The 20990-nt window shown below is 62.3% G+C and carries 19 protein-coding genes and 1 riboswitch; of the genes, 16 read left to right on the top strand and 3 right to left on the bottom strand.

The window, feature by feature from the left end:
• The first annotated feature begins 35 nt into the window (after positions 1-35).
• Positions 36-1061, top strand: a complete 1026-nt coding sequence (locus tag VH564_RS07980; protein WP_423339406.1) for a PAS domain-containing protein — start codon at positions 36-38, stop codon at positions 1059-1061.
• Here the strand turns inward: VH564_RS07980 and VH564_RS07985 are convergent.
• From VH564_RS07985 to VH564_RS07995, 3 genes are read right to left on the bottom strand one after another with little or no spacing between them, the layout of a single operon-like run.
• Positions 1058-1822, bottom strand: coding sequence for an ABC transporter ATP-binding protein (locus VH564_RS07985; RefSeq protein ID WP_423339270.1), 765 nt, complete (start codon positions 1820-1822; stop codon positions 1058-1060). The genes VH564_RS07980 and VH564_RS07985 overlap by 4 nt on opposite strands.
• Complete coding sequence (locus VH564_RS07990; protein WP_423339271.1) at positions 1819-2862, bottom strand: FecCD family ABC transporter permease; 1044 nt, start codon at positions 2860-2862, stop codon at positions 1819-1821. Before VH564_RS07990 ends, VH564_RS07985 begins: the two co-directional genes overlap by 4 nt.
• The gene (locus VH564_RS07995) at positions 2859-3875 is read right to left on the bottom strand and encodes an ABC transporter substrate-binding protein (protein WP_423339272.1); all 1017 of its coding nucleotides are present in this window, start codon (positions 3873-3875) and stop codon (positions 2859-2861) included. The genes VH564_RS07990 and VH564_RS07995 overlap by 4 nt, the downstream gene beginning before the upstream one ends.
• Positions 3876-4051: 176 nt before the next feature.
• A riboswitch (cobalamin riboswitch) is annotated at positions 4052-4279 on the bottom strand.
• A gap of 504 nt (positions 4280-4783) precedes the next feature.
• Here VH564_RS07995 and VH564_RS08000 point away from each other — a divergent pair.
• From VH564_RS08000 to VH564_RS08070, 15 genes are all read left to right on the top strand, one after another.
• Positions 4784-5797: an ABC transporter substrate-binding protein gene (locus VH564_RS08000; protein WP_423339273.1), complete on the top strand. Its 1014-nt coding sequence runs from the start codon at positions 4784-4786 to the stop codon at positions 5795-5797.
• A 56-nt stretch (positions 5798-5853) separates the two neighbouring features.
• Positions 5854-6828 carry a FecCD family ABC transporter permease gene (locus VH564_RS08005; protein WP_423339274.1) on the top strand — a complete coding sequence of 325 codons (975 nt, stop codon included), beginning with the start codon at positions 5854-5856 and terminating at the stop codon, positions 6826-6828.
• A gap of 8 nt (positions 6829-6836) precedes the next feature.
• Entirely contained in the window at positions 6837-7874 is a 1038-nt protein-coding gene (locus tag VH564_RS08010) for a FecCD family ABC transporter permease (RefSeq protein ID WP_423339275.1), read from the top strand.
• Positions 7871-8752 carry an ABC transporter ATP-binding protein gene (locus VH564_RS08015; RefSeq protein WP_423339276.1) on the top strand — a complete coding sequence of 294 codons (882 nt, stop codon included), beginning with the start codon at positions 7871-7873 and terminating at the stop codon, positions 8750-8752. Before VH564_RS08010 ends, VH564_RS08015 begins: the two co-directional genes overlap by 4 nt.
• Positions 8749-9816 carry a DUF2218 domain-containing protein gene (locus VH564_RS08020; RefSeq protein WP_423339277.1) on the top strand — a complete coding sequence of 356 codons (1068 nt, stop codon included), beginning with the start codon at positions 8749-8751 and terminating at the stop codon, positions 9814-9816. The genes VH564_RS08015 and VH564_RS08020 overlap by 4 nt, the downstream gene beginning before the upstream one ends.
• A 155-nt stretch (positions 9817-9971) precedes the next feature.
• Positions 9972-10742 carry a DeoR/GlpR family DNA-binding transcription regulator gene (locus VH564_RS08025; RefSeq protein WP_423339407.1) on the top strand — a complete coding sequence of 257 codons (771 nt, stop codon included), beginning with the start codon at positions 9972-9974 and terminating at the stop codon, positions 10740-10742.
• A gap of 124 nt (positions 10743-10866) precedes the next feature.
• On the top strand, positions 10867-12372 hold the full coding sequence (gene glpD, locus VH564_RS08030; RefSeq protein ID WP_423339278.1) for a glycerol-3-phosphate dehydrogenase: 1506 nt from the start codon (positions 10867-10869) through the stop codon (positions 12370-12372).
• 50 nt (positions 12373-12422) lie between these two features.
• Entirely contained in the window at positions 12423-13499 is a 1077-nt protein-coding gene (locus VH564_RS08035; RefSeq protein ID WP_423339279.1) for an ABC transporter ATP-binding protein, read from the top strand.
• A 10-nt stretch (positions 13500-13509) separates the two neighbouring features.
• Complete coding sequence (locus VH564_RS08040; RefSeq protein ID WP_423339280.1) at positions 13510-14580, top strand: ABC transporter ATP-binding protein; 1071 nt, start codon at positions 13510-13512, stop codon at positions 14578-14580.
• Between the two features lie 2 nt (positions 14581-14582).
• Positions 14583-15449, top strand: a complete 867-nt coding sequence (locus VH564_RS08045; protein WP_423339281.1) for a carbohydrate ABC transporter permease — start codon at positions 14583-14585, stop codon at positions 15447-15449.
• 1 nt (position 15450) lies between these two features.
• Positions 15451-16299 carry a carbohydrate ABC transporter permease gene (locus tag VH564_RS08050; RefSeq protein ID WP_423339282.1) on the top strand — a complete coding sequence of 283 codons (849 nt, stop codon included), beginning with the start codon at positions 15451-15453 and terminating at the stop codon, positions 16297-16299.
• A gap of 2 nt (positions 16300-16301) precedes the next feature.
• Entirely contained in the window at positions 16302-16589 is a 288-nt protein-coding gene (locus VH564_RS08055) for a DUF2160 domain-containing protein (RefSeq protein WP_423339283.1), read from the top strand.
• Positions 16590-16665: 76 nt separating this feature from the next.
• Entirely contained in the window at positions 16666-18390 is a 1725-nt protein-coding gene (locus VH564_RS08060) for a carbohydrate ABC transporter substrate-binding protein (RefSeq protein WP_423339284.1), read from the top strand.
• 135 nt (positions 18391-18525) lie between these two features.
• Positions 18526-20019: a glycerol kinase GlpK gene (glpK, locus tag VH564_RS08065; protein ID WP_423339285.1), complete on the top strand. Its 1494-nt coding sequence runs from the start codon at positions 18526-18528 to the stop codon at positions 20017-20019.
• Positions 20020-20366: 347 nt separating this feature from the next.
• The gene (locus tag VH564_RS08070) at positions 20367-20975 is read left to right on the top strand and encodes a YdcF family protein (RefSeq protein ID WP_423339286.1); all 609 of its coding nucleotides are present in this window, start codon (positions 20367-20369) and stop codon (positions 20973-20975) included.
• Positions 20976-20990: the final 15 nt, after the last annotated feature.

Genomic DNA, 20990 nt, shown 5'->3' on the forward strand with positions numbered 1-20990 from the left:
GGAAGCGAGGGACAAAAATTTTGACGCAATCATCAATGCATGGAGACAAGCCAACGGCAGCTTCGCCGGCCGGGCTCAAGGATCACAAGGAGCTTAGCGCGGCAGCCTTCGAGCGCACGAGAATGCCGATGGTGATTTCCGATGCCCGCCAGCCCGACAATCCAATCGTTCTCGCCAACCAGGCCTTCTTCCAGCTGACCGGCTACCCTGCCGACGAGGTCATCGGCAGGAACTGCCGCTTCCTGCAAGGCCCGGGGACTTCGCAGACTGCCGTGGCGGAGCTCCGGCATGCGGTGGCCGCCGGTCTCGACGCAAATGTCGAAATCTTGAACTATCGCAAGGATGGTTCGCCTTTCTGGAACCAGTTGCACATCAGCCCGATCGAGGACGATGACGGGCAGGTCGCCTATTATTTCGCCTCGCAGATCGACGTGACGGAGTATCGGAGAGTCCAAGGGCTGGAAGCGTCGGAGCATCGCCTTCTAATGGAGGTCGACCACCGGGCCAAGAATGTCCTGGCGATCGTCGATAGTATCGTCCGGCTGAGCAGGGCCGATGATCCGGCCGTCTACGCGGCCTCGGTCCAGCAGCGCGTCCGGGCCCTCGCCCAGGCGCATGGGCTCCTCGCCCACCATGCATGGCGGCCTGTCGAATTGCGGGAAGTCATCGATACGCAGGCGAAGCCCTATCTCCACGCAAACATCACGCTCGGCGGCCCATCCGTTGCCGTGGCTGCCGATGTGGTGCAGCCATTTTCGCTGGTGATCAGCGAACTGCTGGACAATGCCGTTGCCCACGGTTCGCTCTCCAAGGCCAATAACGGCGCGCTGTCGATCCACTGGGGGGCCGCCCCCGAAACCGGCGGCTTCCACCTGACCTGGGAGGAACAGGGCGCCGAGTTGCAACCTGTCGAGCGCTTCAAGGGGTTCGGCACGATCATGGTGGACGCCTTGATCGAAAAGCAACTGGGAGGCCATGTCGGTCGGAACTGGGCGCCGGGCGGTCTCGCGGTCGATATTGATGTGCCGGGAAAACGGGGCCAGACGGGGCGGCATTTTTAAGCCATCAGGTACTGGATGTTGCATCGGCCGTGAATGTCTGACTTGGCGATATGGGCGCGGACGCCGAACACCGCGGCAATCAGGTCTTCGGTCAGCACCTCCTCCGGCGCGCCTGCGGCAACCACCCTGCCCGCCTGCAGCACGACCAGGCTGTCACAGAACATCGCCGCGAGGTTGAGATCGTGCAGGGCAATGATGCAGGTCATGTCCAGTTTTGCCACGAGCGAGAGGATTTCCAGTTGATGCTGGATGTCCAGGTGGTTGGTCGGCTCGTCGAGAAGCAGCTCGCTCGGCGACTGCGCCAGCGCTCGGGCAATGTGCACCCGCTGCCGCTCACCGCCGGATAAGGTCTGCCAAAGCTGGCTCGCTCTCTTTTGCATGTCGACGCGGGTAAGCGCCAGCGCCACGGCTGCGTCGTCCTCGCTGCTCCACGGGGACAGGAGGCCGCGATGCGGTGTGCGCCCGAGCCGGACGACGTCGGCCACGGTCAACTGGGTTTCGGTCGTCGATTGCTGCTCGACGAACCCGACGCGGCGGGCAAGCTCGGCCCTCGACAGCGCGGCGACGTCCTGGTCGCCCAACCGTATGATGCCGCTGCTCGCCTTGCGCAACCGGCAGATCAGCCGCAGCAGGCTCGATTTCCCCGATCCGTTCGGCCCAAGCAGTCCCAGAACCTTTCCGCGCGACACGTCAAGGCTGATGCCGTCAATGATCAGTGTATTGCCGGCGGAAAACGATACCTGATCGACCGCAATGCTCATGAGTTCCTCCGAACGCGATAGAGGATGATCGCAAAGGCCGGGGCGCCGAAAAGCGCTGTGACCACGCCGATCGGCAAGATCTGTTGCGGAATGATGATGCGCGAGACGATGTCGGCCGCGACCATGAAGATCGCGCCTCCCAGCGCCGTTGCCGGCAGCAGGCGCCCGTGCGACGGCCCGACGAGAAAGCGGGCAGCATGGGGAATGACAAGCCCGACGAAGCCGATGGAGCCGACCATGCTGACCACGCTTGCGGTCATCAAGGCGGTGGTGCCGAGCAGGACGATCTGCACGCGCCGGACGGCAATGCCGAGCGAAGTCGCCGCGTCGACACCGAACACGAAGGCGTCCAGCGCCCGGACGTGACAAAGACAGATGACGAAGCCCGCCAGCGTCACCGGTACCGAGAGATAGACGTCCGGCCAGCGCACGCCGCTGAACGAACCGAGCAGCCAGAAGAGCACGCCCCGGGCCTGTTCGGCATTGGCCGATGTGGTGACGATGTAGGAAGTCAGGGCATTGAATAGCTGCGATGCGGCAACGCCACAGAGAATGATGCGGTCGCCTGAGCCGCCGGCACTGACTGCAAGAATGCCGACCAGCCCGAAAGCGACGACCGCCCCGATGAAGGCGCCGCTGGAAAGGCCGAGCACGCCGTAGCCGACGCCGAGGATCGTGATGCAGACCGCGCCCGTCGAGGCGCCGGCCGAGATGCCGAGCACATAGGGTTCGGCCAGCGGATTGCGCAAAAGCGCTTGCAGGATCGTGCCGCAGAGCGCCAGGGACGCGCCGGCGCTGGCCGCCACCAGCGCCCGGCTGAGACGATAGTCCCAGACGATGCCCTGGTGGATGCGGCTGATGTCGAAGGCCGTGCCGAAGAGGCGGTTCGACACCGCCTCCGCCGTCGTCAGCAGCGGGATCGATATTTCGCCGATCGACACCGCCAGGCTGATCGCCAGGCCGAGCAGCAGGATCGCGGTTGTGGCGAGCACGGAGAGGGCCCACCACCGACCATATCTCTCGCCTGCCGCCGCGTTCACTGGGTTGGGCCGAAGGACTTGATCCCCTTGGCGAGGACCTCGATGCCGTCGATCGTCCGGATCGTCGGGTTCATCGACTGGGCGTCCATCAGGACGAAGCGCTTGTTCTTGACGGCATCCATCTGGCTTGTGACCGGGTCGCTCTCAAGGAAGTCGAGCTTTACCTTCGGATCGTCGGCGGCATAGCGGCGGCGGTCCATTGTCGCGATGACGATAACGGCCGGATTGGCCTCAGCGATCGTCTCCCAACCGACAAGCGGCCATTCTTCTTCCGTCGTGACGACGTTTCGGGCATCCAGCGTCTTCATGATGTAGGCCGGCGCGCTGTTCTTGCCGGCGATGAAGGCGTCGCCGCGAACGTCCTTGCTGGAGTACCAGAAGACGACGGGCAGGTTCCGGGCCGATGGACCTTCTATGGAAGCGACGGCGGTCGCTTCACGCTTGCGAAGGTCGGCGATCAAGGCATCGCCGCGCTCTTTGATATCGAAAATGTCAGAGAGTTGGCTGATTTCCTGGTAGATCAGGTCCATCGTGAACATCTCCCTGCGAACGCCGTCTCCGCCACCGGCATTGACCTTGGCGACGCAATCGGCCGGCGAGATGTAGCTGTTGATGCCGAGATCGGAGAACTGCTCCCGCCGGCCGACGGATCCCTGCGGGCCGACATGCCATTCAAATTCCGCCGCGACGAGATCGGGCTGTTGACCGACAACCGACTCGAAGCTCGGATCGTTGTCGGCGAGGCGTTTGATATGGCTGTTTGCCTCCGCATATTGCGGCAGCACCGGGCCGACCCAGACCGCCGTGCCGGCAATCTTGTCGGCAAGACCGAGCGAGAGGAGGATTTCCGTCATGCCCTGGCCGATCGACACGATCCGCGACGGAGCCTTGGTGAAGGTGACCTGCTGGCCACAATTGTTGATAGACAACGGATAGGCCGTTGCGGCATGGCCGGGAGCGGCGGCGACAAGGAAGCCGCAGGCAAGCGTGATGCTGGTCAGAAAATGGCGCATGATCATGTCTCGATTTGGGGGAATGGCGAGCGTCACCGCGCCGCTGGTGGCGACGTGGAAACTAGGTCACGCCGGGACTAACGACGGAAAATCCAATCGAGACGGATGCGTGCCAAGGCATGGCGAAGGGTAAGATGGGTCATATCTGTTCCTTTCCGGGCATCCCCGCCCGGGTGATTGGATGGTGCTTGACGGCAGGTCTCCTGACTTGCGGATGTCTGCTTCCCATCTGCCTTCCCGCGAAACCTTCGCAGTGGCATGGCCCTTGAGCCCGAGGATGAGCGGCAATCCGCTTACAGTTGCGGGGGCAGTCACGGTCTTGGTCCCTTTTGGGTTGCCCGCACCGTGTTCCCTATTAATCCCCTTGGAGTCATCCTAAGGGAACCGTCATTGTCATCTATGACAGCCCTGCGATCCGGGTCAAGGCCGTGCGTTGCGGACGCGCCGCTGAAACTAGGGTTGCATGCGCTCACGGCGGTGCAGCGGTGCCTTTCCAAAGGAGGTGCGCAAGTTTGCATAAAGGGTGAATCCGTCTTTCCGTATCATCGATATAAAATGTTATAACGTTACAAACGTATTTCAGGTTGCCTGTCAAGTCGCTCGGTGAGGAATGCGGCTTTGGCTGCATAGCCGTTGAAAGCCGCGTGCGAAAGATCGCTAAAATCACTTCGGGCGGTTGACTTCCAAGCGGCATACAAAATACAGGAGTGAAATACTCCACTTATTTGTCCCGATCGTTGGATGATATTCGAGGGCGCTTCCATGCATCATCACGCCACACGCTTTTGCCTGATCGCTGCCACCTTCACGAACTTAAGCCGCCGGTCGGACGTCTTTCCGCGCGCAACGCGATAGGCCACGCCGGCTAAGCTTCTTGCGGCTGCGACAACAAGACGGGAATGCAGACTTTGCCTTTTTCATTTTTCAGCCGACGCGACATTCTCTGCGGTATGACCGCAACCGCGGCCCTTGCGGCCCTGAAAATGCCCGCCATCGCTGCGGATGAGCCCCTGCGGTTTGAGTGTGACTATGGCGTGGCCGTCCTGCCGAAACCTGCGCAGCGCGTCGTCTCGCTCGGCTACACCACGCAGGATACATTGCTCGCCCTCGAGGTCGTTCCCCTTGCCATTCGCGATTGGTACGGCGATCAGCCGTCGGGCGTCTGGCCGTGGGCGCAACCCTATCTGAAAGACGCCCATCCGCGGCTCATCAAAGGCGCTGTCAGCCTCGAGCTCATCGCCACCCTCAAGCCGGACCTCATCGTCGCCATCAGTTCCGGGATTACGGAAGCGGAATATGCCGGACTGTCGCGCATTGCGCCGGTGCTGATGCAGCCGAAGGGCGTTTCCACCTATGGCCTGCCCTGGGATGAAATGACATTGCTGATCGGGCGCGCCGTCGGCAAGGATCGGCTTGCCGCCGAACTGATCGCCAGGACGCGCCAGACGATTGCCACTGTCCGCCAGCGACATCCCGATTGGGCCGGACGTACGGCCACCGCCGCCTACCACGAGGGCGGCGAGACCGGCCTGTTCGCGCCTTCCGACACCCGCGGCCATTTTCTGGCGGAACTGGGATTCCAGCTGCCCCCCGCAGCGATGGGTCTTATCGGCCCAGGCGGGTTCTATCAGAAGCTCTCGCCCGAGGACCTTGCCGTCCTCGAAGCGGATCTGCTTCTTTGGGTATCGGCGTCCGAGGATGCCGGCGATCTGCGCAAGCTCCCCATGCGGCTGCTGTTGAAGTCCCACACGGAGGGACGCGAAGTCTTTGCGGGCGCAACTGTTGCTGCGGCGATCTCTTTTGGCAGCGTTTTGTCATTGCCCTTCGCGGTAACCTCGCTCGAGGCGGATATCGCGGCTGCGCTGGATGGCGACCCGAAGACCCCGGTGCCAGGCGCCGTGCGGGCGGGGATCGCACCGTGATGCCGGCCGCTGCTCAGCTGGCGCCGAGATGGCCTGCCTCAAGCCGACGGTGGGCGATGGCCGCTCTGGGCATCCTGATTTTGGTCCTGCTCTGCCTGCTCAGCCTCAGCCTCGGCGCCCGACCGATTGCCCCTTCGACGGTGCTCGATGCCTTTCTCGCCTATGACGGCCAGTCGATGGAGCATGTGGCGGTGCGGGCCTATCGGGTTCCCCGCACCCTGCTCGGGCTTGCCTGCGGGGCAGCCTTCGGTGTCTCCGGGGCGATCATGCAGGCCGTCACACGCAATGCGCTCGCCGATCCCGGTCTTCTCGGCGTCAATGCAGGGGCTGCCTTCTTCGTCACCATTGCCGCCGGCGTTCTCGGTATTCAGGCGATCGGCGACACTCTCTGGTTCGCGCTGCTCGGCGCCATCGTCGTAACCGTGCTGGTCTATGCGCTCGGCTCCCTCGGGCGCGCGGGATCGACGCCGCTGCGGCTGCTTCTTGCCGGGGTTGCGGTCGGCTCGGTCCTCGGCGGCCTCGGGTCGGCGATCGTGCTTCTCAATCCCGTTGGTTTCGAAAGCATGCGTGTCTGGTCCATCGGTGCCCTTAGCGGCCGCGACATGGGCATTGTCTCGGCCGTCACGCCCTTCATTCTTCTTGGACTGGCGATTGCAGCCTTCATAGCCCCTGCCCTCAACGCCATGGCTCTCGGTAGCGACAATGCCCAGGCGCTGGGGACGCATGTCATCCGCACCCGGGTGATGGCGGCCGTTGCCGTCACGCTGTTGGCCGGCGCTGGAACGGCGGCTGTCGGCCCGATCGGCTTCATCGGGCTGATGACGCCGCATGCGGTCCGGGCACTGTTCGGGCCGGATCAACGGCTGATTATCGGTGGCACGATGATCGTCGGCCCCATCCTCTTGCTTTCAGCCGACATTCTGGGACGCTTCCTGATCCCCGGAGAGCTCGAAGCCGGCGTCGTCACCGCTTTTCTCGGCGCACCTATCCTGATCCTTCTGGTGCAGCGGCAAAGAGTAAACCGGCTGTGAGCGGGGCCATGGCAGAAACGACCGGCATCATCGTCGTCCGCCCGTTTGGCGGCGTTCTTTCCCTGCGCCTGCATCGCCGGACGCTTGTGGTCGCCGTCATCATGCTCCTGCTGTGCCTGGCGGTCGTCCTGTTATCGCTCTGCTTTGGCGACTACGCCGTCTCGCTGCCGGATGTGGCGCGGACGCTCATTGGTCGTGGCGACGAAACCACGGCAATGATCGTCCTCGAGTGGCGTCTGCCGCGCGCGTTGCTGGCGCTGCTGCTGGGGGCAGCCCTCGGGCTCAGCGGCGCTATCTTTCAGTCGCTGACGCGCAATCCGCTGGGTTCGCCCGATATCATCGGCTTCTCGGCCGGGGCGCACACCGGTGCGCTGGTGACGATGCTGCTTCTGTCCGGCAGTTTCCTGCAGACAGCTTGCGGGGCGCTGATCGGCGGTCTGACCACGGCTGCTGCGGTCTTTCTGCTGACCTATCGTCAGGGGGTCGAGGGATTCCGGCTGATTGTCGTCGGCGTTGGTATCGCGGCGATGCTTTCGGCCGCCAATCTCTGGATGATCCGCAAGGCGGATCTGCAGGTGGCGATGTCGGCTGCGATGTGGGCGGCGGGCTCGCTGAACGGCCTCGGTTTCGACCGACTTCTACCCGTGGCGCTGGTCCTCACGTTTCTCATTCCGTCGGCGCTCATCCTTGCCCGACCGCTGCGTCAGCTCGACATGGGCGACGATGCTGCCATGGCGTCCGGGATGATGCCCGATCGCACCCGGCTGCTGCTGGCGGTGATCGGCGTTGCCCTCGTCGCCGTCGTCACGGCAGCGGCAGGTCCCATTGCCTTCATTGCCCTGGCCGCTCCCCAGCTTTCCCGGCGGGTGACGCGCTCGGCGGGCATCGCACTGATGCCCGCCGCGCTGATGGGAGGACTGCTGCTGCTCATCTCCGACTGGGCGGCCCAGCACGCGCTCGGCCTGCAATTGCCTGTCGGCATCATGACTTTCAACATTGGCGGCCTTTATTTCGTATGGTTGCTCGCCAGCGAGGGGCGGAAATGACGACGGCAAGACTTCATGCGGACGCGGTCACCCTGCGCTACCGGCAATCGACCGTTGCCCGCGACCTGTCGGTGACGATCCCGGATGGTTCGCTCACCATCATCATCGGCCCCAATGCCTGCGGCAAGTCGACCCTTTTGCGCGCCCTCTCCCGGCTGCTGCGGCCAGCGGAGGGGCACGTCATCCTCGATGGCGCCAGCATCGCCAGCCTGCCCGCCAAGGAGGTCGCCCGCCGGATCGGCCTTCTGCCGCAAAGTTCGGATGCGCCTGATGGCATCACCGTCGAGGATCTTGTCGCGCGCGGGCGTTATCCGCACCAGTCGCTGTTGCGCCAGTGGTCTGCGGCCGATCAAGCCGCCGTCGCCTCGGCGCTGGTTGCGACCGGAATCTCGGACCTTGCCCCGCGGCTGGTCGATGAGTTGTCGGGCGGACAGCGCCAGCGGGTGTGGCTGGCAATGGTGCTCGCCCAGCAGACACCTATCCTGCTGCTGGATGAGCCGACGACCTTTCTCGACATCGCCCACCAGATCGATCTGCTCGATCTGCTCAATGATATCCATGCGGAGGGGCGGACCGTCGTTGCCGTGCTGCACGATCTCAACCAGGCCTGCCGCTATGCCACGCACCTCATCATCATGCGCGACGGCGCCATCGTTGCCGAAGGCTCGCCCGCAGAGATCATGTCGGAGCAGTTGGTCGAAAGCGTCTTCGGCCTTGCCTGCATGATCATTGCCGATCCTGTCACCGGCAGTCCGATGGTCGTTCCGCGCAGTCGGCACGCCGTCACGTCCGGCCATCCCCACGCCACCAAAGCGGCGCGGCCGGCTGAAACATCACTCCATCACCTGGTCACGGCAATAGAGAAGGACGGCCTATGAGTATGATGCAGGAGTTCAAGCTATCCGGCGTCGCCATACCGCACGACGCCAAAGGCATGCTGGACGAGATGTGCGAGCATTTCATCGAGCACTCCGTGGTCGAGCGCGACGGCAACCTGGCGCTGCTCAAGGGCGATACCGGCGTGGCCGCGCTTCGCCTGCAGGACAACCGCCTGCTGATCGAACTCAATTGCCCGTCAGAACAGGCCATGCAGATGACCTGCAACAGCATCGCCGAGCACCTGGCCTATTTCGCCGGGGAAGATCCCTTCGAAATCAGCTGGTCGATGCCCCAGAAACCGAGGATCCTGCCCGATCTTCACGAGGTCACCGTTGTTTCGGCAGAGGATGTCACGCCCTGCATGCGGCGGGTGAAGATGGCATGCGACGATCTCAGCCCGTTTGCTGTCGACGGGATGCATGTTCGCCTCCTCATTCCGCCAAAAGACCGGCCGCCAGTCTGGCCGAAGCTTCTGCCGGACGGCAGGACCGGCTGGCCGGAGGGAGAAGACGAACTCGTCGCCCGCATCTACACCATCCGCGCCGTCGACCTTGAGCGCCGGGAGCTGTGGATCGATTTCTTCCAGCATCCGTCGAGCGTCGCGACCCCCGGCGCCGATTTTGCCCGCGATGCCCAGCCCGGCCAGAGGCTGGCGCTTGTCGGGCCGGTTGGAGGCGGATTTCCGCCTGTGGCGAAGGTTCTCGTCGCCGGCGATGAAACCGCCCTGCCCGCCATTGGCCGCATGCTCAGTGAAGCCGCCCCGCACAGCAGGATACAGGCCATCATCGAGGTCAACAACGCCGCCGAGGAGCAGGTCTTGTCGTCGCCGGCCGAGTTGGAGGTGCGCTGGCTGCATCGGGAGGCCTATCAGAATGGGAACGGCTCCAGCGATACGTTTGGCAACGTCGTTAAGGCGGCGATCGCTTCGATGGACGAGCAAACGTTCGTGTGGGTGGCATGCGAAAAGGAGGAGCTGCGCTCCATCAAGGCGCTTCTGAAGCAGCGCGGCCATGATCGGAAGATGATGTATGCCGCGTGGTACTGGGACAGGAAACAGGCATAAGGTCGACGCAGCAGCGTGACTCGAGCGCTGACCGCGACGGTGTGACATCATGGTTGCGGTGGCGATGAAGCTTCCCGACAAACTATCCGATCTTTCTCGTTCATTGCGATCGCCTTCGTTTTCGCGCAAGGTGAACCCAAATGAAGGATCAACCGATGTTTCTCACGGATCGACAGACCGAAATCGTTGCGCTTGCCAAATCCGCCGGGCGCGTCCTTGTCGACGATCTGGCGACGCGGTTCAACGTCACGCCGCAGACCATTCGCAAGGATCTGAACGATCTCTGCGATGGCCAGATCCTGACGCGCATGCATGGCGGCGCGAGCCTGCCGAGCGGCACCGCCAATGTCCGCTACGAGCAGAGACGGCAGATAGCCTCGGCGGAAAAGCAGGCGATCGGCGCGGCGGCAGCTCAACTCATTCCCAACAATGCGTCGCTGTTCATTAATATCGGCACGACCACCGAGGCGGTGAGCGAGGCGCTGATCGCCCATCACGAGCTTATGGTCATCACCAATAACATCAATGTTGCCAACCGTCTGCGACTGTATTCCGCCATCGAAGTCGTCGTGGCCGGGGGCGTTGTGCGGGCGTCCGACGGCGGCATCGTCGGGGAGGCTGCCGTGGATTTCATCCGGCAGTTCAAGGTCGATTACGCCGTCATCGGGGCCTCGGCCATAGACGCCGATGGCGCGCTGTTGGACTATGATTTTCGCGAGGTGAAGGTGGCGCAGGCCATCATCGCCAATGCCCGGCACGTCATTCTTGTGGCTGATTCCACCAAGTTCGAGCGAACGGCACCCGTCAGGATCGGCCAGCTCTCGCAGGTCCAGACGCTGATCACCGACCGCTGTTCCGTCGATGCCATCCGGCTGATCTGCAACGACAACAATGTCGCGCTTATCGAAACATCCAATATCAGCTGAGTAGAACATAACTTTCGTTTGACATTCGTTCTGTTTTCGCTTTTGATGCACCTCATGATGCAAGCGCAATAAATTTGTGCATTGCGAAAGTCTGGCTCTTGGGAGAGAGACAGTGGGGGACGGCGTGTTCGATCTTTTTGTCATTGGTGGCGGCATCAACGGATGCGGCATTGCGCGTGATGCTGCCGGCCGGGGTTACTCGGTAGCGCTCGCCGAAATGAACGATTTCGCCTCTGGCACGTCCTCCGGCTCGACGAAGCTTATCCATGGCGGGCTGCGCTATCTCGAACATTACGAGTTCCGCCTCGTTCGCGAATCCCTGATGGAGCGCGAAGTCCTCTGGGCGATGGCGCCGCACATCATCTGGCCGATGCGCTTCGTGCTGCCATACCAGAAGGGCGGCATCCGCCCGGCCTGGCTCATCCGCCTCGGGCTGTTTCTCTACGATCACCTCGGCGGCAGAAAGCTGCTGCCACCGACATCCGTTCTCGACATGCGCCGCGATCCGGCCGGTCGGCCGCTGAAGGCGCTGTTCTCAAAGGCTTTCGAGTATTCCGACGGATGGGTCGACGATGCCCGTCTGGTGGTGCTCAACGCGAGAGACGCAGCCAATCGCGGCGCCCGCATCATGCCGCGGACCCGCGTCCGTGCGGCGCGCTGGGAAAACGGGGCCTGGACCATCGAGACGCAGGATATGGCGTCGGGCAAGACTGACGAGTTCCAGGCACGCATGCTGGTCAATGCGGCGGGCCCTTGGGTGGATCAGGTGCTTTCGAGCGCCTTTGGCAAGAACCAGGTCCACAATGTCCGCCTCGTGCAAGGCAGCCATATCGTCGTCAAGAAGAAGTTCGACGATCCGCGCGCCTACTTCTTTCAGAACCCGGACAACCGGATCATCTTTGCCATTCCATACGAGCAGGATTTCACCCTGATCGGCACGACAGATCAGGACTTCGATGGCGATCCGAAGGACATTCGCATCACGCAGCGCGAGGTCGACTATCTCTGCAACGCCGCCAGCGAGTATTTCGCGGAGCCGGTGACGCCTGCCGATATCGTCTGGTCCTATTCCGGGGTGCGGCCACTGTTCGACGACGGCGCTTCCAAGGCCCAGGAAGCCACGCGCGACTACGTGTTGAAGCGCGACGAACTGCCCGGTGGCGGGCTGCTGCTCAATATCTTCGGCGGCAAGCTCACCACCTACAGGCGGCTGGCCGAGCATGCGCTGGAAAAGATCGGCGAGGCGATCGGCCCCAGGGGCAAGCCCTGGACGGCGGGCAGCCATTTGCCCGGCGGGGAATTTCCTGCCACCGGCTATGACGACGAAGTCGCCAAGCTGAAGCGTGCCTATCCGTTTCTGGCCGACCGGCATGCGCGCCGTCTTGTCCGGCTCTACGGCACCTCGGCTGCGACCTTGCTTGGCAAGACGGCGAGCACTGCCGAACTCGGCCGGAATTTCGGCGACGACCTCTTCGAATGCGAGGTGCGCTGGCTGATCGAAAACGAATGGGCAAGGCACGCGGAGGATGTGCTTTGGCGCCGGACGAAGAAAGGCCTGTATCTTTCCAAGGATCAGGCCGTCGAACTTGAGAGATTTATCGCCGGGGTGACCAAGCACGAGGAGCGTTAGCCCGCTCAGGACATACATCACCGCTGGTTTGGGGGAGGCACGGGGATTTAATGCTGGAATTGCGCAATGTGGCCAAGATGGCGGGCAGTGAATATCACATTCACCCGACCAACCTTGTCCTTCAGGCAGGAACGCTGAACGTTCTGCTCGGCCCGACCCTGTCGGGCAAGACATCGCTGATGCGCCTGATGGCCGGGCTCGACAAGCCGACGTCCGGGACCGTTCATTTCGATGGCGTCGATGTCACCGGCCTGCCCGTGCAGAAACGCTCGGTCGCCATGGTCTATCAGCAGTTCATCAACTATCCCGCGATGAGCGTCTACGAGAACATCGCGTCGCCGATGCGCATCGCAGGTAAGGACGCTGCGACGATCGATCGCGAGGTCCGCAAGGCCGCCGAGCTGATGAAGCTGACGCCTTATCTCGATCGGCTGCCGCTCAACCTCTCCGGTGGCCAGCAGCAGCGCACGGCAATCGCCCGGGCGATCGTCAAGGACGCCCGTCTCGTCCTGCTCGACGAGCCGCTCGCCAACCTCGACTACAAGCTGCGCGAGGAACTGCGCGAAGAATTGCCGAGGCTGTTTGCAGCCTCCGGCTCGATCTTCGTCTACGCGACAACCGAACCCTCGGAAGCTCTGCTGCTCGGTGGCAACACGGCATCGCTCAGCGAAGGGCGCATCAGCCAGTTCGGTCCGACCATCGACGTCTACCGCAATCCCACTGACATCGTCACCGCCCGGACCTTCGCCGATCCGCCGCTGAACACCATCGACCTCGTGCGCTCCGGAAACACGCTGCAGCGCAATGGCGAGACGATCCTGCAACTGCCGGATCATCTGGCGCGCGTGCCGGAAGGTCACTGCGTGATCGCCTTCCAGCCGCACCACTTGTCGGTCGCCAGGCGGCACGACACGTCGTCAGCCCTGAAGGCGCGGGTGATCATTTCCGAAATTGCCGGCTCCGAGAGCTTCATCCATGTCGAGGCCGTGGGCTCGCGCTGGGTTATGCTGGAACATGGCATCCACGACATCGACCCCGACACGATGGTCGATCTCTTTGTCGATACACGCCACTTGATGGCCTTCGATACTGCGGGGCAGTCGATTGCCCACGCTGTGAACGGATAGGAGACCGGATATGGCACGCATCACGCTCGATCACATCCGCCATGCCTACGCCCCGAACCCGACGGCGGACAAGGATTATGCACTCCGAGAAGTCCACCACGAGTGGCGCGACGGCGGCGCCTATGCGCTGCTGGGGCCTTCCGGCTGCGGCAAGACGACCTTGCTCAACATCATTTCGGGCCTGCTGCGCCCGTCGCACGGCCGCATCCTCTTCGACGGTCGCGATGTCACCGACCTGCCGACGCAGGAGCGCAACATCGCCCAGGTGTTCCAGTTTCCGGTCGTCTACGACACGATGACCGTCTACGACAACCTCGCCTTTCCACTGCGCAACCGCGGCGTCGCCGAAGCCGATGTCGACCGTAGGGTGCGTGAGACGCTCGAGATGATCGATCTTGCGAGCTGGGCGAACCGCAAGGCGAGCGGCCTCACCGCCGACCAGAAGCAGAAAATCTCGCTCGGACGCGGCCTCGTGCGCAACGACGTCAGCGCCATCCTGTTCGACGAGCCGCTGACGGTCATCGACCCCCATATGAAATGGCAGCTGCGCTCGCAGCTGAAGCTCCTGCACAAGCAGTTCGGCTATACCATGGTCTACGTCACCCATGACCAGACGGAGGCGCTGACCTTCGCCGACAAGGTGGTGGTGATGTATGACGGTCAGATCGTCCAGATCGGCACGCCGGCCGAACTGTTCGAGCGGCCAAGCCATACTTTCGTCGGCTACTTCATCGGCTCGCCAGGTATGAACGTCATGCCGGCCAAGGTCGACGGCAGCTCTGTGCAGGTGGGCGACCAGAGGCTTGATCTCGGCTACTCACCTGACACCGGCAGCGCTGTGAAAACGGAACTCGGCATCCGCCCAGAGTTCATCCGCATCGGCCGCGAAGGCATGCCGGTGGCGATCAGCAAGGTCGAGGATATTGGCCGGCAGAAGATCGTCAGAGCCCAATTTTCCGGCCAGCCGATCGCCATCATCGTGCCTGAGGACGGCGAGATTCCATCCGAACCGCGGATCACCTTCGATCCCGCCGCCATCAGCATCTACGCCGATTCCTGGCGTGTCGGCAGGGAGGCCTGATCATGAACAAGCCATGGAACAACAAAGCCTGGTTCCTCGTCATGCCGGTGCTGATCCTCGTCGCCTTTTCGGCGGTCATCCCGCTGATGACGGTTGTCAATTACTCGGTGCAGGATACGTTCGGCAACAACCAGTTCTTCTGGGCCGGCACCGACTGGTTCGTCCAGACTTTGCGCTCGGACCGGTTCTGGTCGGCGCTGGAGCGTAATCTCGCCTTCTCGTTCATCATTCTCGCGCTGGAAATCCCGCTCGGCATCTTCATCGCGTTGAACATGCCGAAAACCGGTCCCGGCGTCCCGGTCTGCCTGGTGCTCATGGCGCTGCCGCTGCTCATTCCGTGGAATGTCGTCGGCACCATCTGGCAGGTCTTCGGGCGCAGCGATATCGGCCTTCTCGGCCACACGCTGAATGCCATCGGCATCGACTACAACTACGTTCGTAATCCGCTGGATGCCTGGCTCACGGTTATCGTCATGGACGTCTGGCATTGGACGAGCCTCGTGGTACTGCTGTGCTATGCGGGCCTGGTCTCGATCCCGGATGCCTTTTACCAGGCGGCGAAGATCGATGGCGCATCGCGCATGGCGGTGTTCCGCTACATCCAGTTGCCGAAGATGAAGCGCGTGCTCACCATCGCCATTCTGTTGCGGTTTATGGACAGCTTCATGATCTACACGGAGCCCTTCGTCGTCACCGGCGGCGGACCAGGCAACTCCACGACCTTCCTGTCGATCGACCTCGTGAAGACGGCGCTCGGGCAATTCGACCTCGGCCCGGCGGCTGCCATGTCGATCATCTACTTCCTCATCATCCTGCTGCTCTCATGGGTGTTCTACACCGTGATGACCAGCTACGACGCGGAGACCTGATATGGCTGTCGCTCTCGCCCCATCCGCCAATCCGGCCCTGAAGGCAGAAGGATCGCGCTTCGGATTCCTGATCCCGACGATCTATATCCTGTGCCTGTTGCTGCCGATCTACTGGCTCATCAACATGAGCTTCAAGACCAACGAGGAAATCGTCACCTCGATGACGCTCTATCCCCATACGCCGACGCTGCACAACTACATCGTCATCTTTACGGACAGCTCCTGGTATTCCGGCTACATCAACTCGATCATCTACGTCGTCATGAACATGGTGATCTCGGTCTGCGCCGCGCTGCCCGCAGCCTATGCCTTCTCGCGCTACCGGTTCCTCGGCGACAAGCACCTGTTCTTCTGGCTGCTCACCAACCGGATGGCGCCGCCCGCCGTCTTCGCCCTGCCCTTCTTCCAGCTCTATTCCGCCTTCGGGTTGATCGACACGCATATCGCGGTCGCCCTTGCCCACTGCCTGTTCAATGTGCCGCTGGCGGTCTGGATTCTCGAGGGCTTCATGTCGGGCGTGCCGAAGGAGATCGACGAGATGTCCTACATCGACGGCTATTCCTTCCCGCGCTTCTTCGTGAAGATCTTCGTTCCGCTGATTGCGAGCGGCATCGGGGTGGCGGCTTTCTTCTGCTTCATGTTCTCCTGGGTCGAGCTGCTGCTCGCCCGGACCCTGACGACGACGGATGCCAAGCCGATCGCAGCCACGATGACGCGAACCGTTTCGGCATCCGGGATGGATTGGGGCCTGCTGGCGGCGGCCGGCGTGCTGACGCTGATCCCCGGCGCGCTCGTCATCTATTTCGTCAGAAACTACATTGCCAAGGGCTTTGCCCTCGGGAGGGTATGATCATGAACCTCGATTTCAGCTGGATGGCATGGACGCCGCCGACGATCATCTTCTTCGTGGTCATCTTCGCCCTGCTTCTCGGCATGGGTTTTTGGGAATATCTTTCGCCGGGCGGCAATCCGCGCGTCGGCATCCTGCATTTCGAAACGACCCGCGGCGACAGGCTTTTTGTCACGCTACTGGGTTCCGCTTTCATTCATCTCGCATGGCTGGGTCTTGTCGGACCCAACCTTTGGTGGGCTCTTGCTCTCTCCGTGGTCTACGCCATCGGCGTATTCCGCTTCGTGTGAGGCAAGTCGATGCGGGTCGCCGAACCTTCGGCGATCCGAGACTGACGCAACTGCAATCGCAAATGGGGAGGATTCTATGCGAACGCATCTATTGACGACGACGGCAGCCCTGCTGCTGGCCGTGACGGGCACTGCCTATGCCGGGATGGAGGAGGCTAAGACCTTTCTCGGCAAGGAAATCGGCGACATGTCGACCTTGTCGAAGGCCGAACAGGAAAAGGAAATGCAGTGGTTCGTGGACGCCGCCAAGCCCTTCAAGGGCATGGAAATCAAGGTCGTCTCGGAATCGCTGACCACCCACCAGTATGAATCGCAGGTCCTGGCACCAGCCTTTACCGCCATCACCGGCATTAAGGTCACCCATGACGTCATCCAGGAGGGCGACGTCGTCGAGAAGATCCAGACGCAGATGCAAACCGGCCAGAACCTCTACGACGGCTGGGTCAACGATTCCGACCTGATCGGCACCCATTGGCGCTACCAGCAGGTCCGCAACCTGACCGACTGGATGGAAGGCGAAGGCAAGGACGTGACCAATCCCGGTCTCGACCTGAAGGATTTCATCGGCACATCCTTCACCACGGCTCCGGACAAGAAGCTCTACCAGCTTCCCGACCAGCAGTTCGCCAACCTCTACTGGTTCCGGTACGATTGGTTCAACGATCCGAAGAACAAGGCCGACTTCAAGGCCAAGTATGGCTATGAGCTCGGCGTGCCGGTCAACTGGTCGGCATACGAAGACATCGCTGAATTCTTCACCGGCCGCGATGTCGGCGGCAAGAAGGTGTTCGGCCACATGGACTACGGCAAGAAGGACCCGTCGCTCGGCTGGCGCTTCACCGACGCCTGGCTGTCGATGGCTGGCAACGGCGACAAGGGCCTTCCGAACGGCCTTCCCGTCGACGAATGGGGCATCAAGGTCAACGAGAAGTCCCAGCCAGTCGGCTCCTGCGTTGCGCGTGGCGGCGATACCAACGGTCCTGCCGCCGTCTACTCGATCCAGAAATATCTCGACTGGATCAAGGCCTATGCGCCCCAGGAATCTCAAGGCATGACCTTCTCCGAATCCGGCCCCGTGCCGGCGCAGGGGAATATCGCCCAGCAGATCTTCTGGTACACGGCGTTCACCGCCGACATGGTCAAGCCCGGCCTGCCGGTCATGAACGACGACGGCACGCCGAAATGGCGCATGGCACCGAGCCCGCACGGCGTCTACTGGAAAGACGGCATGAAGCTCGGCTATCAGGACGTCGGTTCCTGGACGCTGATGAAGTCTACCCCGACAGACCGCGCCAAGGCCGCCTGGCTCTATGCGCAGTTCGTCACCTCGAAGACGGTCGACGTCAAGAAGAGCCATGTCGGGCTCACCTTCATTCGCGACTCGACCATCCACGACAAGAGCTTCACCGAGCGTGCTCCGAAGCTTGGCGGCCTGATCGAGTTCTATCGCTCGCCGGCCCGCGTCCAGTGGTCGCCGACAGGCACCAACGTTCCGGATTATCCGAAGCTCGCACAGCTCTGGTGGCAGGCGATCGGCGATGCGGCATCGGGTGCCAAGACCGCGCAGGCGGCGATGGACTCGCTCTGCGAAGCCCAGGAAAAGGTCATGGAGCGTATCGAGCGCTCCAAGGTCCAGGGCGACATCGGTCCGAAGCTCGCCGAAGAGCATGACTTGGCTTTCTGGAACAAGGATGCTGTGTCCAAGGGCAACCTCGCACCGCAGCTGAAGATCGCCCAGGAAAAGGAAAAGCCGCAGACCGTGAACTACGACGAACTGGTCAAGAGCTGGCAGTCGAAGTAATCACTACCGACTAGGCCGGGCATCGCAGCCCGGCCGACCGCCGCCGGCACTCATGCCGGCGGCATTTCCCCAAACACGACATCCTCACCCTGCCTTGTGGCGGGACGGATATTTTTTGCCTTATCGGAGCCGTCCATGAGCGGATATATCCTCGCAATCGACCAGGGAACGACGTCGTCGCGCGCGATCGTCTTCGATGCGGCGATGCAGATGGTCGCCGTCTCGCAGCGCGAGATTACCCAGCATTTCCCCCAGCCCCGTTGGGTGGAACATGATGCGCAGGAAATCTGGCAGTCGGTTCTGGACGTTTCGCGCGCCGCGCTTGAGATGGCCAAGCTCGAGGCCAGCCAGATCGCCGCCATCGGCATCACCAATCAGCGCGAAACGACCGTCGTCTGGGATCGCGCCAGCGGCGAACCTCTCCACCGCGCCATCGTCTGGCAGGACAGGCGCACCGCCGAGATCTGCGAAAGCCTGAAGGCGGACGGCTACGAGAAACTGTTTACCGCAAAGACCGGCCTGCTTCTCGATCCCTACTTTTCCGGAACCAAGCTGCGCTGGCTGCTCGAGAGTGTCGATGGGCTGCGTGCACGGGCGGAGACAGGCGAGGTCTGCTTCGGCACGATCGACAGCTGGCTGATCTACAAGCTCACCGGCGGCGCACGACACCTGACCGACGCAACCAATGCCTGCCGCACCCTTCTCTACAATATCACCGACAATGGCTGGGACGAGGAACTGCTTGGCATCCTCAGTATCCCGCGCGCCATGCTGCCCGAGGTCAAGGATTGCGCGGATGACTTCGGCTGCACGACGGCCGATCTGTTTGGCGCCGAAATCCCGATCCTCGGTGTCGCCGGCGATCAGCAGGCGGCGACGATCGGTAATGCCTGCTTTGCTCCGGGCATGATGAAATCGACCTATGGGACCGGTTGCTTCGCGCTTCTGAACACCGGCACAGAAAAGGTCGTCTCCACCCACCGGATGCTGACGACGATCGCCTACCGCCTTGACGGCGTGACGACCTATGCGCTGGAAGGCTCCATCTTCATCGCCGGCGCTGCCGTCCAATGGCTGCGCGACGGGCTGGGCGTGATCGAGCAGGCATCCGAGGCGGGTCGACTGGCCGAGGCGGCTGCCGAAGATCAGCAGGTTTACATCGTGCCGGCGTTTACGGGTCTGGGCGCTCCCTATTGGGATGCCGAAGCGCGGGGCGCGATCTTTGGCTTGACGCGCAACAGCGGGCCTGCAGAAATCGCCCGCGCCGTGCTTGAGGCCGTTGCCTACCAGACGCTCGATCTGCTCTTTGCCATGAAGCGAGATTGGGGCGACCACGAAATAGAGACGGTGCTGCGGGTCGATGGCGGAATGGCGGCGTCAGACTGGACGATGCAGCGGCTGGCCGATATTCTCGCAACATCGGTCGATCGCTCCGCCGTCCTGGAGACGACGGCGCTTGGAGCAGCCTGGCTTGCCGGTAGCAAGGCGGGTGTCTGGCCTGGGCAGCAGGCATTTGCCGCAGAGTGGCGCTGCGACCGACGCTTCGTGTCGGGGATAAGCGAAAGCCTGCGCCAGGCCAAGATCGCCGGCTGGCGCGACGCCGTGTCCCGTACGATCACCCGCGAATAGCGCCTAGCAGGCTGGCCGACGGAACCGGTCGTAAACTGCGATTCCGCAGTACTAATCGGATGAGGCCGATGCTATCAGGGGGGTGATAGCGTCGTCGTCGTACGCCGCTTCTATCTTGCGTGCCCGTCCGATCAACGCTGTCCCGTGAAGGTAGCTGGTGAATGTTGTCCATAGCCTATGAATTGGCTGCAGCCCTGCTTTTGCCCTCGAATTTCGTTGCGCTTCTTGGTTTGCTGGGCGTTGCGGCTTTAATTCTGCGGTGGAGAAGGGCTGCTTCCTGGTTGCTCGTCACGGGGGTGGTGTTGCTTTGCGTCGCCGGCTGGTCGCCCCTTGGTCCGGCCCTTCTCATGAAACTGGAGAACCGGTTCCCCGTCCCGCAGTTTCCCGGAGCCGTGACCGGCATCGTCATGCTCGGGGGCGCCGAAGAAGCGCATATCACGGCAGACAGACACGTCCCGACCCTCAACAACAATGCCGAGCGGGTCTTCGAGACTGCCGTGCTGGCACGTCGCTATCCCAACGCTCGCATTCTTCTGTCCGGCGGCGGTGGCCACGTCGTCGCTGGACAATATCGGACCGAGGCAGAGATTGCCCAGAGCATTCTGGTCGATCTCGGCATAGCTGCGGAGCGCATCGAAATGGAACGCCGTTCCCAGACCACTTTCGAGAATGCGGCCCAGAGCGTGGCCCTGGCCAAGCCGCAGCCTTCCGACACCTGGCTGCTCGTCACGTCAGCCTATAATATGCCGCGGGCGGTGGCATCGTTCAGATCGGTCGGCTTTCCGGTGATCCCCTATCCCGTCGACTACCGAACCAAAACCGCAGACCTTCTCCTTCCCTTGAGTACCATCGCCGAAGGCCTGGATATCAGCGACAACGCCGTCCACGAGTGGCTGGGTCTTGCCACCTACAGGCTTACCGGCAAGACGCAGACCTTCTTTCCGGCCGCCAATTAGTAGGCGGTCGACAAG

This window comes from Rhizobium sp. HT1-10 (genome assembly GCF_049472505.1).
In the GTDB taxonomy this organism is placed as follows: domain Bacteria; phylum Pseudomonadota; class Alphaproteobacteria; order Rhizobiales; family Rhizobiaceae; genus Rhizobium.